This window comes from Pantoea sp. UBA6567 (genome assembly GCF_002434165.1).
GTDB classification, from domain to species: Bacteria; Pseudomonadota; Gammaproteobacteria; order Enterobacterales; family Enterobacteriaceae; genus Pantoea; species Pantoea eucrina.
Window position 1 is genome coordinate 84,408 of the sequence record NZ_DJJN01000010.1, and the last position, 14,464, is coordinate 98,871.

12 protein-coding genes are annotated in these 14,464 nt (G+C 57.7%); 7 read left to right on the forward strand and 5 right to left on the reverse strand.

All coding sequences use genetic code 11. The annotated features are described in order from the left end of the window. The first annotated feature begins 237 nt into the window (after nt 1-237). From gmk to B4M48_RS16205, 7 genes are all read left to right on the forward strand, one after another. Complete coding sequence (gene gmk, locus B4M48_RS16175) at nt 238-861, forward strand: guanylate kinase (RefSeq protein WP_039381313.1); 624 nt, start codon at nt 238-240, stop codon at nt 859-861. A gap of 57 nt (nt 862-918) precedes the next feature. Then, nucleotides 919-1,194, forward strand: coding sequence for a DNA-directed RNA polymerase subunit omega (rpoZ, locus tag B4M48_RS16180; RefSeq protein WP_013511051.1), 276 nt, complete (start codon nt 919-921; stop codon nt 1,192-1,194). Between the two features lie 20 nt (nt 1,195-1,214). After that, complete coding sequence (gene spoT, locus B4M48_RS16185; protein WP_039381317.1) at nt 1,215-3,323, forward strand: bifunctional GTP diphosphokinase/guanosine-3',5'-bis pyrophosphate 3'-pyrophosphohydrolase; 2,109 nt, start codon at nt 1,215-1,217, stop codon at nt 3,321-3,323. A 3-nt stretch (nt 3,324-3,326) separates the two neighbouring features. After that, nucleotides 3,327-4,022, forward strand: a complete 696-nt coding sequence (gene trmH, locus B4M48_RS16190) for a tRNA (guanosine(18)-2'-O)-methyltransferase TrmH (RefSeq protein ID WP_039381320.1) — start codon at nt 3,327-3,329, stop codon at nt 4,020-4,022. Further along, nucleotides 4,019-6,097, forward strand: a complete 2,079-nt coding sequence (gene recG / locus B4M48_RS16195) for an ATP-dependent DNA helicase RecG (protein WP_039381322.1) — start codon at nt 4,019-4,021, stop codon at nt 6,095-6,097. Before trmH ends, recG begins: the two co-directional genes overlap by 4 nt. Before the next feature lie 133 nt (nt 6,098-6,230). After that, the gene (locus tag B4M48_RS16200) at nt 6,231-7,619 is read left to right on the forward strand and encodes a nucleobase:cation symporter-2 family protein (protein ID WP_039381325.1); all 1,389 of its coding nucleotides are present in this window, start codon (nt 6,231-6,233) and stop codon (nt 7,617-7,619) included. A gap of 122 nt (nt 7,620-7,741) precedes the next feature. Beyond that, nucleotides 7,742-9,421 (forward strand): AsmA family protein, encoded by a 1,680-nt coding sequence (locus B4M48_RS16205; RefSeq protein ID WP_039385670.1) that lies wholly within the window; start codon nt 7,742-7,744, stop codon nt 9,419-9,421. 48 nt (nt 9,422-9,469) lie between these two features. On the opposite strand, the gene fabY is transcribed toward B4M48_RS16205, so the two are convergent. The 5 genes from fabY to typA form a co-directional block, all read right to left on the reverse strand. After that, on the reverse strand, nt 9,470-10,417 hold the full coding sequence (gene fabY, locus B4M48_RS16210; protein ID WP_039381327.1) for a fatty acid biosynthesis protein FabY: 948 nt from the start codon (nt 10,415-10,417) through the stop codon (nt 9,470-9,472). A gap of 59 nt (nt 10,418-10,476) precedes the next feature. After that, nucleotides 10,477-10,914, reverse strand: a complete 438-nt coding sequence (gene dtd / locus B4M48_RS16215) for a D-aminoacyl-tRNA deacylase (RefSeq protein WP_039381329.1) — start codon at nt 10,912-10,914, stop codon at nt 10,477-10,479. Beyond that, nucleotides 10,911-11,777, reverse strand: coding sequence for a virulence factor BrkB family protein (locus tag B4M48_RS16220; protein WP_039381331.1), 867 nt, complete (start codon nt 11,775-11,777; stop codon nt 10,911-10,913). The genes dtd and B4M48_RS16220 overlap by 4 nt, the downstream gene beginning before the upstream one ends. A 5-nt stretch (nt 11,778-11,782) precedes the next feature. Next, the gene (yihX, locus tag B4M48_RS16225) at nt 11,783-12,379 is read right to left on the reverse strand and encodes a glucose-1-phosphatase (protein WP_039381334.1); all 597 of its coding nucleotides are present in this window, start codon (nt 12,377-12,379) and stop codon (nt 11,783-11,785) included. Between the two features lie 139 nt (nt 12,380-12,518). After that, nucleotides 12,519-14,339: a ribosome-dependent GTPase TypA gene (gene typA, locus B4M48_RS16230; RefSeq protein ID WP_039381337.1), complete on the reverse strand. Its 1,821-nt coding sequence runs from the start codon at nt 14,337-14,339 to the stop codon at nt 12,519-12,521. Nucleotides 14,340-14,464: the final 125 nt, after the last annotated feature.

Genomic DNA, 14,464 nt, shown 5'->3' on the forward strand with positions numbered 1-14,464 from the left:
CCGCTCTCCTTTTTTGCTGATTGAAGCGTACGGTGGTGGCTCATAGCCAGTAGCCTGCGCAGAGTGTGGAATCGCGCTCGCGCACAAATCTGACGTTTTACTCTCTGTTACCGCGCGGTTTGCGCCTGTTCGCAGAAAAGAATTGCCTTACCTGCACGGCAAACGCTGCGTGGCGGCCCTAACCCGTGTATACTGTGCAGGAAATCGACTCCGCTCTTTACTCAATTCAAGATAACCATGGCTCAAGGCACGCTTTATATTGTTTCCGCCCCCAGCGGCGCGGGTAAATCCAGCCTGATTCAGGCGCTGTTAAAGACACAACCGCTCTACGACACGCAGGTGTCGGTATCGCATACCACCCGCGACATGCGGCCTGGCGAAGCGCATGGTGAGCACTACTTTTTTGTTTCCAAAACTGAATTCAAAAGCATGATTGCTGAGGATGCGTTCCTCGAGCATGCCGAAGTGTTTGGCAACTATTACGGTACATCCCGTGCCGCGATTGAGCAGGTTCTGGCCACCGGCGTGGATGTCTTTCTGGATATCGACTGGCAGGGCGCGCAGCAGATCCGCAGCAGAATGCCTGCAGCACGCAGTATTTTTGTCCTGCCGCCGTCAACCGAAGAGCTGGATCGCCGCCTGCGCGGCCGTGGTCAGGATAGCGAAGAGGTTATCGCCCGCCGCATGGCGCAGGCCGTGGCGGAAATGAGCCACTATGCTGAATACGATTACCTGATTGTTAATGATGATTTCGATCTGGCGCTGTCCGATCTGAAAACCATTATTCGCGCAGAACGTCTGCGTATGGGACGCCAGAAAGCGCGTCATGATGCTTTAATCAGCAAACTATTGGCAGTCTGAATTCAGTTTCAGTATTATGCCCAGTCATTTCTTCATCATCTGTGGAGTAGCACACCTATGGCACGCGTAACCGTTCAGGACGCAGTAGAGAAAATTGGTAACCGTTTTGACCTGGTGTTGGTCGCTGCACGTCGTGCACGTCAGATGCAGGTAGGCGGCAAAGACCCGCTGGTTCCGGAAGAGAACGATAAAGCCACCGTTATCGCCCTGCGCGAAATCGAAGAAGGCCTGATCACCAACCAGATTCTGGATGTGCGTGATCGTCAGGAACAGCAAGAGCAGGAAGCCGCTGAGTTGCAAGCCGTTACCGCTATCGCTGAAGGTCGTCGTTAACCGCACTCTGCAGGTCAACCTTGTATCTGTTTGAAAGCCTCAATCAGCTGATTGAAAAATACTTGCCTGAGGAGCAAATCAAGCGCCTCAAGCAAGCCTACCTTGTCGCACGTGATGCTCACGAGGGACAGACTCGCTCCAGCGGTGAGCCCTACATCACCCATCCTGTTGCCGTGGCCTGCATTCTGGCCGAGATGAAACTCGACCATGAAACGCTGATGGCCGCGCTGCTTCATGATGTGATCGAAGATACACCTGCCACCTATCAGGACATGGAACAGCTGTTTGGCAAGAGCGTGGCTGAACTGGTGGAAGGCGTATCCAAGCTCGACAAGCTGAAGTTCCGCGACAAGAAAGAAGCGCAGGCTGAAAACTTCCGCAAAATGATCATGGCGATGGTGCAGGATATCCGCGTCATTCTGATCAAGCTGGCTGACCGTACGCACAATATGCGCACGCTGGGCGCCCTGCGTCCGGATAAAAAACGCCGCATTGCGCTGGAGACGCTGGAGATTTACAGCCCGCTGGCGCACCGTCTTGGTATTCATCATCTGAAAACAGAGCTGGAAGAGCTGGGATTTGAAGCGCTCTACCCTAATCGTTTTCGGGTGATCAAAGAGGTGGTCAAAGCGGCGCGCGGTAATCGTAAAGAGATGATTCAGAAGATCCTGTCAGAAATTGACGGGCGTCTGCTGGAGGCGGGCATTCCCTGCCGCGTCAGCGGACGCGAAAAGCATCTTTACTCTATCTACCGCAAAATGCACCTCAAAGAGCAGCGTTTTCACTCGATCATGGATATCTACGCATTCCGCGTGGTGGTGAAAGATCTCGATACCTGCTATCGCGTGCTGGGTCAGATGCACAGCCTGTATAAGCCGCGTCCCGGCCGCGTCAAAGATTATATCGCTATTCCCAAGGCCAACGGCTATCAATCCCTGCACACCTCCATGATTGGCCCGCACGGCGTGCCGGTTGAAGTGCAGATCCGTACCGAAGATATGGATCAAATGGCAGAGATGGGGGTGGCAGCCCACTGGGCCTATAAAGAAGCGGGCGAAAGCGGCACGACCGCACAGATCCGCGCTCAGCGATGGCTCCAGAGCCTGCTGGAGCTGCAGCAAAGCGCCGGCAGCTCGTTTGAATTTATCGAAAGTGTTAAATCCGATCTGTTTCCGGATGAGATCTACGTATTTACGCCGGAAGGCCGCATCGTTGAGCTGCCTGCTGGTGCGACGCCGGTCGATTTCGCCTACGCGGTACATACCGACATTGGCCACGCCTGTGTCGGCGCGCGCGTCGATCGCCAGCCCTATCCGCTGTCACAGCCGCTGACCAGCGGACAGACAATCGAGATTATCACCGCGCCTGGCGCACGCCCGAACGCTGCCTGGCTCAACTTTGTGGTCAGCTCAAAAGCGCGCGCCAAGATCCGTCAGCTGCTGAAAAACCTCAAGCGTGAAGATTCCGTTAACCTCGGGCGTCGTCTGCTGAGCCATGCGCTGGGCGGCAGTAAAAAGCTGGCTGAGATACCGGCAGAAAACGTGCAGCTGGAGCTGGAGCGTATGAAGCTCGCCAGCATGGACGATCTGCTGGCTGAAATTGGTCTGGGCAACGCCATGAGCGTGGTCGTAGCGAAAAACCTGCTGCAGTCCGCTGCGGATGCGGCGCAGAGCAGCAAGCGCAGCAAAAAACTGCCGATTAAAGGCGCGGATGGCGTACTGATCACTTTCGCCAAGTGCTGCCGTCCTATTCCCGGCGACCCGATTGTCGCACACGTCAGCCCTGGCAAGGGTCTGGTCGTACACCATGAATCGTGCCGTAATATCCGTGGCTACCAGAAAGAGCCCGAGAAGTTTATGGCTGTAGAGTGGGATAAGGTAACCGATCAGGAATTCGTGGCGGAGATTAAGGTGGATATGTTTAACCACCAGGGTGCGCTGGCGAACCTGACCGCCGCCATTAACACGGCGGGATCGAATATTCAGAGCCTGAATACCGAAGAGCGCGATGGCCGCGTCTACAGCGCCTTTATCCGTCTGACTGCTAACGACCGCGTCCATCTGGCAAACATCATGCGCAAAATTCGCGTGATGCCGGATGTGATTAAAGTCCACCGTAACCGTAATTAATGCATGAATGCTCAACGTTTTGCCCGAATTCAGGAAATGCTGGCGCTGCGTCAGCACGATCTCACCGTCTGCATGGAGCAGGTGCACAAGCCGCACAATGTCTCTGCGGTGATCCGCACGGCAGACGCAGTGGGCATTCATGAGGTTCACGCCGTCTGGCCCAGCGTGCGGATGCGCACGATGGTTTCGGCCTCCGCAGGCAGCAACAGCTGGGTAAAAGTTAAAACCCATACGCACATTACGGAAGCGGTACGCCATCTGAAAGATCGCGGCATGCAGGTGCTCGCCACCCATCTTTCAGACAAGGCGGTCGACTTTCGCGCTATCGATTACACCCGCCCGACCTGCATTCTGATGGGTCAGGAAAAAACCGGCATCACCGCCGACGCGCTGGCGCTGGCTGACCAGGATATTATTATTCCGATGGTGGGTATGGTGCAGTCGCTGAATGTCTCTGTGGCCTCGGCGCTGATTCTGTATGAAGCACAGCGCCAGCGACAGAATGCCGGCATGTATCAGCGTAAGCACAGCCTGCTGGATGAAGAAGAGCAGCAGCGTCTGCTGTTTGAAGGCGGCTATCCGGTTCTCGCCCGCGTGGCGAAGCAGAAAGGCCTGCCCTATCCGCAGATCAACATGCAGGGTGGCATCGATGCTGATGCCAGCTGGTGGTCCGCCATGCAAGCCACGGGTCGGAAATGAAAGGCCGGCTGCTGGATGCCATACCGCTCAGTACCCTGACCGGCGTCGGCGCCAGCCAGGCCGCTAAGCTGGCCAGACTCGGCCTGTTTACTATCCAGGATCTGCTGCTGCACCTGCCCCTGCGCTATGAAGATCGCACCCAGCTCTACAAAATTAACGATCTGCTGCCTGGTATCTGGGCCACCATCGAAGGCGAAGTGCTGAACAGCGAAGTCACCTTTGGTCGCCGCCGCATGCTGGTATGCCAGATTGGTGACGGCAGCGGGATTGCCACTCTGCGCTTTTTTAACTTCACCGCCGGCATGAAAAACAGCCTGGCGCCGGGTCGCCGCGTCACCGCTTATGGTGAGATCAAGCGCGGACAGCGCGGCGCCGAAATTATCCATCCTGAATACCGCGTTCAGGGTGAGCAGGGCGGCGTTGAGCTGCAGGAAACCCTGACGCCGGTCTATCCCACCACGGAGGGGATACGTCAGGCCACGCTGCGCAATCTTACCGACCAGGCGCTGACTCTCCTGGAGAGCTGTGCGATCGCTGAGCTGCTGCCGTCAGAGCTGAGCGGCGGGCTGATCAGCTTGCCTGATGCGCTGCGCACGCTGCACCGGCCGCCGCCCGATCTCCGGCTCAGCGAACTGGAAACCGGCCGCCATCCGGCACAGAAGCGATTAATTCTTGAAGAGCTGCTGGCGCATAATCTCAGCATGCTGGCCGTGCGCGCGGGCGCACAGCGTCATCATGCGCTGCCGCTGACCCCCTGCCATACGCTGGTGGACAGGCTGCTGGCCGCGCTGCCTTTCTCTCCGACCGGCGCGCAGCAGCGCGTGGTAAAAGAGATTGAGCGCGATCTGGCTAATGACTATCCGATGCTGCGCCTGGTACAGGGCGATGTCGGCTCCGGTAAAACGCTGGTGGCGGCTCTGGCAGCGCTGAACGTCATTGCCCACGGCAAACAGGTGGCGCTGATGGCGCCGACTGAACTGCTGGCCGAGCAGCACGCTGCAAATTTCCGTCAGTGGTTTGCGCCGCTCGGCATCGAGGTTGGCTGGCTCGCCGGCAAGCAGAAAGGCAAAGCGCGCGAAGCGCAGCAGGCGGCGATCGCCAGTGGTCAGGTGGCGATGGTGGTGGGCACGCACGCGCTGTTTCAGGAGCAGGTGAAGTTCAGCGGCATGGCGCTGGTGATTATTGATGAGCAGCACCGCTTTGGTGTGCATCAGCGGCTGGCGCTGTGGGAAAAAGGCGAAGAGCAGGGTTTTCATCCGCATCAGCTCATTATGACCGCGACACCCATTCCGCGCACGCTGGCGATGACCGCCTACGCCGATCTCGACACCTCGACAATCGATGAGCTGCCGCCGGGCCGCACGCCGGTCACAACGGTTGCCATTCCGGACACGCGCCGCAGCGAGATTATTGAACGCGTAAAAAGCGCCTGCCTGGAGGGACGTCAGGCCTACTGGGTCTGCACCCTGATTGATGAATCGGACGTGCTGGAAGCGCAGGCCGCTGAAGCGACCTGGCAGGAGCTGAGCGTGGCATTACCCGATCTGCGCACCGGCCTGGTGCACGGTCGGATGAAGCCCGCAGAGAAGCAGGCGGTAATGGCCGCGTTCAAAGCGAACGAGATCCAGCTGCTTATCGCCACTACCGTTATTGAGGTTGGCGTGGATGTCCCTAACGCCAGCCTGATGATCATCGAAAACCCGGAGCGGCTCGGTCTGGCACAGCTGCATCAGCTGCGTGGACGCGTCGGACGCGGCGCTGTCGCCTCACACTGCGTGCTGCTTTATAAAGCCCCGCTGAGCAAAACCGCTCAGCGTCGCCTGCAGGTACTGCGCGACAGCAACGACGGCTTTGTGATTGCGCAGCACGATCTTGAAATTCGCGGCCCCGGCGAGCTGCTGGGCACGCGGCAGACCGGCAACGCTGAATTCAGGGTCGCTGACCTGCTGCGCGATCAGGCCATGATCCCCGAAGTGCAGCGCGTGGCGCGCCATATCCATCAATATTACCCCGAACAGGCACAGGCGCTGATTGAGCGCTGGCTGCCGGAAACTGAACGCTACAGCCACGCATAGAGGCCGGTTTCAGGCGCGCCCTGCGCGCCCGCTGAAAAATTGTCCAGCCGGTAATCAGCCGCAGCGATGCAAACGATTGCTTTCAGCGGGCAACCGTTTAAAATCGCCACTTTGCTGTTACTGAGAGCCTGTCATGTCTGTTAATCGTGCCGAACCCCTTTCGCCCGCCAGTGCGTCTGCCACGACAAAAAGCGAACTGATTTATCGTCTTGAGGATCGCCCGCCGCTGCCGCAGACGCTGTTTGCCGCCTGTCAGCACCTGCTGGCGATGTTTGTCGCCGTGATCACCCCGGCACTGCTGATCTGCCAGGCGCTGGGGCTGCCGGCACAGGATACGCAGCACATCATCAGTATGTCGCTGTTTGCCTCCGGCGTAGCGTCGCTGCTGCAGATCAAAACCTGGGGACCGGTGGGCTCCGGGCTGCTGTCGATTCAGGGCACCAGCTTTAACTTTGTTACGCCGCTGATTATGGGCGGTATGGCGCTGAAGAATGGTGGCGCGGATGTGCCCACCATGATGGCAGCGCTGTTTGGCACGCTGATGGTCGCCTCCTGTACCGAAATGCTGCTGTCGCGCGTGCTGCATCTTGCACGCCGGATTATTACGCCGCTGGTGTCGGGCATCGTAGTGATGATTATCGGTCTCTCACTGATTCAGGTCGGGCTGACCTCAATTGGCGGCGGCTTTGCTGCTATGAACGATCACAGCTTTGGCGCGCCTGGAAATCTGCTGCTGGCAGGTGCCGTACTGCTGGTGATTATTCTGCTTAACCGTCAGCGCAACCCCTATCTGCGTGTGGCATCGCTGGTGATCGCGATGGCGGTGGGTTATGCACTGGCGTGGGGACTGGATATGCTGCCGGAGAGCGCGGCACCGGTAGAGCAGCCGCTGCTGGCTGTGCCTTCACCGCTCTATTACGGGCTGGGTTTTGACTGGAATCTGCTGATCCCGCTGATGCTGGTCTTTATGGTTACTTCGCTGGAAACCATCGGTGATATCACCGCCACCTCTGACGTTTCAGAACAGCCGGTCAGCGGCCCGCTCTATATGAAGCGCCTGAAAGGGGGCGTACTGGCAAACGGCCTGAACTCCTGCGTCTCTGCCCTGTTTAACACCTTCCCCAACTCCTGTTTTGGTCAGAACAACGGCGTGATCCAGCTGACCGGCGTGGCCAGCCGCTATGTAGGCTTTGTGGTGGCGCTGATGCTGGTGGTTCTCGGGCTGTTTCCGGCGGTCAGCGGCTTTGTTCAGCATATTCCGGAACCGGTGCTGGGCGGGGCCACTATCGTGATGTTCGGCACCATTGCCGCTTCCGGCGTGCGCATTGTATCCCGCGAGCCGCTTAACCGCCGCGCTATCATGATTATTGCGCTATCGCTGGCGGTCGGACTCGGTGTCTCTCAGCAGCCGCTGATCCTGCAGTTTGCGCCAGAGTGGCTGAAAACGCTGCTCTCTTCCGGTATTGCTGCCGGCGGTATTACGGCGATCGTGCTTAATCTTATTTTCCCGCAGGAAAAATAGCGCAGCAGGCAGGCGCCCGCCTGCCTGCTATTTATCCGCATTTTTCGCCAGACGGTTGAGCTGTAACGGTAATTCAGGCATAACAACCACTGACCGGACAACGATCGCGATGGATGAATGCAATGAAATTCCTGGGCAAGTTTTTCCTTACTCTATTACTGCTGATTCTGCTGCTGCTGGTGATCGGTTATGTACTGGTGCAGACACAGTGGGGCGCCGGCTGGTTTAGCCGCTGGGTAAGTGATAAAACTGCGTGGCATCTCTCCGTCAGTAAAATTGAGCACAACTTCTCTTCCCCTTCGCATATCGTGCTGGATAATTTCAGTTTTGGTCACGATGGCCAGCCTGCGGTTGTCGTGGCTAAACGCATCGATCTGGGCCTGGCGATGGTGCAGTTCAGCGACTGGCTTCATTTTGACAGCATTGAAATTCATGAAGGGGAGATCAATCTCGCTAATCAGACGCCATCCACCACGCTGCCCGTTCAGGCCAACCGCCTGCAGCTGCGCAATGTGCGCCTGGAAAGCCCGCGCACGGCGCTGCCGCTCTCTGCCCGCGGCGTCAATGGCGGTATTGTTCCATGGAAACCTGTATCCGCCGATATGCTGGGCAGTGACGCACAGTTTCAGATAAGCGCCGCGCAGCTGACGCTGAACGGGCTGGCCGGTGATAACGTGCTGCTACAGGGCAACGTGGCGCAGCGCCGCCTGCAGCTCACCACGATAGGTGCGGATATCGCCCGGGGATCGGTGACCGGTCGGGCAGAGCGTGACGACCAGGGTAACTGGAGCATTGATCAGCTGCGCCTGAATGATATCCGTCTGCAGACCAGCCAATCGCTGAATGATTTCCTGCGCCCGCTGCTGACGGCCCCTGCGGTCACAATTAACCGTCTGGATGTCACCGACGCCCGGCTGCAGGGACCGGACTGGGCGGTCACCGACCTCGATCTTACGCTGCGGGACATTACCCTGCGCAACGGCGACTGGCAGAGTAACGAAGGCTATCTGGCGATGAATGCCGGCAACTTTATCAATGGCAGCCTGGCGCTGGATGATCCTATCGTTAATGCAGAGTTCTCGCCTGAAGGCGTCAGACTTACGCAGTTCAGCTCCCGCTGGGTTAACGGTATTCTGCGCGCCAGCGGCAGCTGGACGCGCAGCAACCGGCAACTGACGCTGGACGATCTGGCCGTGGCCGGACTGGAGTATACGCTGCCGCAGAACTGGCGCGAGCGCTGGCAGGCCGCCCTGCCCGCCTGGCTTGACAGCGTGCTGGTGAAGCACGCCACCGCCAATCGTAACCTGATTATCGATATCAATCCGGCGTTTCCTTTCCAGATGACGGCGCTGGACGGCTCTGCGGATAATCTGCTGCTGGCGCGCGCGCATCAGTGGGGGATCTGGTCGGGCAAAGCGAGTCTTAACGCGGCAGAAGCGACCTTTAACCGTACCGATCTGCGTCATCCCTCAATAGCGCTGACGGCAGATGAGCAGCAAATCCAGATAACAGAAATGAGCGCTTTTAACGGCAATGGACTGCTGGAGGCGACGGCAACGGTAGGCCAGAGCGCCGAACGTCCGCTGACGCTGAGTCTGAAGGGCCAGGCGGTGCCGGTCAACGTACTGGAAAACTGGGGCTGGCCAGCGCTGACGCAGAGCGGTGACAGTAATCTGCAGCTGCAGCTTAAGGGGTCACTGCGCGCCGGTACGCCGCTGCGTCCGGGCATTTCGGCAGACCTTTCCGTTACCACCGACGCCGGCTCGCTGCAGCAGAGCATGCGTAACGGGCAGACAGATTAAGAACGGCAGGCCGATCGCGTTGTTGCCGCGCGATCGGCTGCACCATCCTCAGTTTATCAGCGCGCCGGAGCCACCCGCTTCGAGTGGACCATGCTGGTCCGCAGGCAGCACAATATAGACGCCCTCAAATACTGCGCCCGGCTCTTCATTTCCGTACAGCTCAACCTCCAGCTGCACGCGCGCCTTGCGCCCGCGCGCGAGGCGGTCGAGATCGCCGCTCAGCGAGCCGAGATCGGCAGTGGCGCCGGGCCGTCCGCTGATCGGTTTGCTGTAGCGGATATGCGCATCCGCCAGAATGATGGTTCCGCCCAGATGACGTTCGCGCAGCAGCAGCCAGATCAGCCCCCAGCCGGTCAGCGTGGCCAGCGAGAAAAGACTGCCGGCAAACAGCGTATGGTGCGGATTCTGATTGCCGGTCTCCGGCATGGTGGTGACAAATTTCTGCCCGGTATATTGCAGGATGCGCACGCCCATCTTCTCACTCAGGGGAATATGCTCATACCACGCCTGCTGGAGCTGGCCGCACCAGTCGGCGCGATGCAGAATATCATCCAGCGTCACCACCGGTTTGATCATCAGAAAATGGCGCACCGGCGTGGTCTGCGGTGCGGTGATTTCACCCTGATTGATAAAACCCAGCTTGGCAAAAAACTCCACGGCGTCTTCGCGCGCGCTGCAGGTTACGCGCTTGGCGCCTTCCTGTCGCGCCACGGATTCCAGCGTCATCGCCACCAGCGTCCCGAGCCCCTTGCCCTGTACCGACGGGTGCACGGCCAGAAAGCGAATAGCTGCTTCATTCTCTGCGTTGATATAGAGGCGGCCTGCGGCAACCGGCTTGCCCTGCTCATCCACCACCATCTGATGGTGCGCCAGCGCGTCCCAGGCATCCCGCTCTGAGCCCTGCGGCTGGCGCAGCGGCTTGCGCAGCATTTCCCAGCGGAACTGGTAATACATGTCCAGCTCTTCGGCCGTCTGAGGCACTCGAAGATGATACATAAAATGATTCTCCCGTTCGGAGCCAGCGTGGCCGATTGCCTGCCGCCAGGCTGCCGATCTCACACCTGCAACCAGAAAGTGACCGGACCGTCGTTAACCAGTGAAACCTGCATATTGGCCGCAAAGCGACCGCTGGCGGTTGTGATACCGCTGGCCCGGCAGCAGTCGCTGAAGACGTTATAGAGCCGCTCCGCTTCTGCCGGTACGGCACCGCCGGAAAAGGAGGGACGCATGCCCTTACGGGTATCTGCCGCCAGCGTAAACTGCGAAACCACCAGCACGCTGCCGCCAGCCTGGTGCACATTCAGATTCATTTTGTCATTCTCGTCACCGAAAACACGGTAGCCGAGCACTTTATCGCAGAGCCGCCGGGCTTTTTGATCATCATCCTCTTTTTCCACGCCCAGCAGCACCAGCAGTCCGGCGCCAATCTCACCAATGATCTGGTTGTCGACCGCCACGCTGGCGGCACTGACGCGCTGAATTAATGCAATCATGTTTCCTCACGGGATGGTTCATGTTCCTGCAGCTTTAGCTGGCGATAGTCATTCAGGGTGACGGTGACTTCCGCTCCCAGCAAAACAATACACCACGTCCAGTAGACCCACAGAAACAGAATCGGGATAACGGCCAGTACGCCATAAATTAACTGATACGAGGGAAACATCGTAACATAGAGCGCAAAGCCTTTTTTACCCAGCTCAAACAGCAGGCCTGCCACCACCGCCCCGGTGAGCGCATCGCGCCCCGGCACGCGCCGCGTTGGCACCACGCTGTAAAGCAGCCAGAACGCCAGAATGGAGAGCACCAGCGGGAAGATACGCAGCGCCTGGTCGATCAGGCTGGTAACGCCGGTGACATTGACCCAGCGCAGCGACAGCAGATAGGAGCTAATCGCCAGGCTGGCGCCAGCCAGCAGCGGGCCGAGCGTCAGGATCATCCAGTAAACGGCAAACGAATAGATCATCGGACGCGGCGAATTGCTGCGCCAGATGGCGTTCAGCGCGCTGTCAACGGAGTGCATCAGCAGCAGCGCCGTGACAATCAGCCCTACCGCGCCTACCGCCGTCATTTTATTTACGTTAGCGACAAACTGGTCAAGGTAGCGCTGGATCACGTCGCCAGCTGCCGGCATAAAGTTGGTAAAGATAAAATTCTTGAGCTGTACGCTGATGTCGGAAAAAACCGGGAACGCGGCGAACAGCGCGAAGATCACCGCCACCAGCGGCACCAGCGCCAGCAGGGAGACGTAGGCAAGATTCCCCGCCTGCGTGGTCATGTTATCTTCGTCGATGCGCCGCCACAGCAGTTTCAGCCACAAAAAGAACGCATGCGCCCGGTGGCGCAGAGTGTTAGCCATCACATTTACCCACGCGCTGCGAACCAGGCGGGCAGGGTTTTGTGATCTTCCACCAGCACGCTTTCGATTCCCAGCGCGCGCGCCGCATCGATATTCGCCTGATTGTCATCAAAGAAGATGGCCTGGTCCGCCGTGTAACCCTCCTGCGCCAGCACATGGCTGAAAATCCGCGCTTCCGGTTTACGCATGCCGAGCTCCTGCGACATATAGACGCGATCGGCAGCCTGCTGAACTTCCGGATAGTGCGTCGGCCAGAATTCAAAATGCAGCTGGTTGGTGTTGGAAAGGATCACCACGCGTTCGCCGCGGGCGCGAAGCTGGTTCATGATCGCCAGCGTCTCCGGGCGAACGCCGACAAACACGGCCTGCCAGCCAGCGGTAAACTGCTCATAGCTCAGGGCAATATCGAGCTGCTCGCAAAGGCGCTCGGCAAATTCCGGGTCGCTGATCTCGCCCCGTTCATGTTGTTCAAACGCTTCATCCATGCTGAAGCGACTCTGCAGCGTGGCCAGCGGCACACGGCCTAAATCACTCCAGACGCCCAGTACGCGATTGAAGTCGATATCAACAATCACGTTACCCAAATCAAAGATGTACAGCATGACGCCTCTCCTCTGTGCTTCCGGGATCATTCACTCTAGCGGCAAAAAGCGTAGCTGAACAGGGAGCATTCGGGGAAAAAGGCGGGCAACAGAAACAAAAAAGCCCCGCAGTGCGGGGCCTGATAACAGAACGTATCGTTTACTCTTTACCGCCGCGAGACGCGCGTTTGCGATCGTTCTCGGTCAGGTGACGTTTACGGATACGGACTGACTGTGGCGTAACTTCAACCAGTTCGTCATCATCGATGAACTCGATCGCCTGCTCCAGCGTCATTTTCTGTGGCGGAACCAGCGTCGTCGCCTCATCGGTACCTGACGCACGCATGTTGGTCAGTTTCTTACCGGTGAGACAGTTTACCGTCAGGTCGTTAGAGCGGCTGTGAATACCGATGATCTGGCCTTCATAAACCTCTGCACCGTGACCCAGGAACAGCTTACCGCGATCCTGCAGACCAAACAGAGCAAACGCAACGGCTTTACCCTGACCGTTAGAGATCAGAACGCCGTTCTGACGCTGACCAACTTCGCCCGGACGCACGTCGTCGTAGTGGCTGAAAGTCGAGTAGAGCAGACCGGTACCGGAGGTCATGGTCATGAATTCGTTACGGAAGCCGATCAGACCACGGCTTGGGATCACGTAGTCGAGACGTACGCGGCCTTTGCCATCCGGATCCATGTTTTTCATGTCGCCTTTACGCTCACCCATCGCCTGCATCACTGAGCCCTGGTGGGTCTCTTCGATATCGAGGGTAACGTTCTCAAACGGCTCCTGCTTGCGGCCTTCATGCTCACGGAAGATAACTTTCGGACGGGATACCGCCAGCTCAAAGCCTTCACGACGCATGTTTTCGATCAGAACGGAAAGGTGCAGCTCACCACGACCTGATACGCGGAATGCATCAGCATCTTCGGTCTCTTCAACGCGCAGTGCAACGTTGTGTACCAGCTCTTTGTTCAGGCGATCCAGGATCTGACGTGAAGTAACGTATTTACCTTCTTTACCGCAGAACGGTGAGGTATTGACGTTAAAGAACATGGTTACGGTAGGCTCATCTACGCTCAGCGCCGGCAGCGCCTCTACATTCTGCGTGTCGCAGATGGTATCGGAGATGTTCAGTTCACCCAGACCGGTAACGGCAATGATGTCGCCCGCTTCTGCCAGATCGCTGTCAATACGCTCCAGACCCAGATGCGTCAGCACTTTACCCACTTTCGCGTTGCGGGTTTTGCCTTCGCTATCAATCACAGTAACCTGCTGGTTCGGCTTGATTTTACCGCGCTTGATGCGGCCAATACCGATAACGCCCAGGTAGTTGTTGTAGTCCAGCTGAGAGATCTGCATCTGCAGCGGCGCATCAGCTTCAACCTGCGGCGGAGAAACGTGATCGACGATTGCCTGATACAGCGGAGTCATGTCCTCAGCCATATCAGTGTGTTCCAGACCTGCAATACCATTCAGCGCTGACGCATAAATGATAGGGAAGTCCAGCTGCTCGTCAGTCGCGTCGAGGTTAACGAACAGGTCGAATACCTGGTCTACAACCCAGTCAGGACGCGCGCCTGGACGGTCAATTTTGTTGATAACAACAATAGGTTTCAGACCGTGAGCAAAGGCTTTCTTAGTTACGAAGCGGGTTTGCGGCATAGGGCCATCCATCGCATCAACAACCAGCAGCACCGAATCCACCATGGACATGACGCGCTCTACTTCACCACCGAAGTCGGCGTGTCCCGGGGTATCAACGATGTTGATACGGTAGTCGTTCCATTTGATGGCGGTGTTTTTTGCGAGGATGGTAATTCCACGCTCTTTTTCCAAATCATTGGAATCCATCACACGTTCAGTCGCTTCGGTACGAGCGTCAAAAGTACCAGACTGTTGCAGCAGTTTGTCGACCAGGGTGGTTTTTCCATGGTCAACGTGCGCGATGATGGCGATGTTACGCAAATTTTCGATCACAGCTTTGCCTCAGGCATTATAGAAATAACGCGGTATTGTACACGGATTAAGCGGAATACTGAACATGATCACAGTTTTCCCGACAATATTCTCACGCTGCTGGTTTTTAGCACCATTAGCGGTGC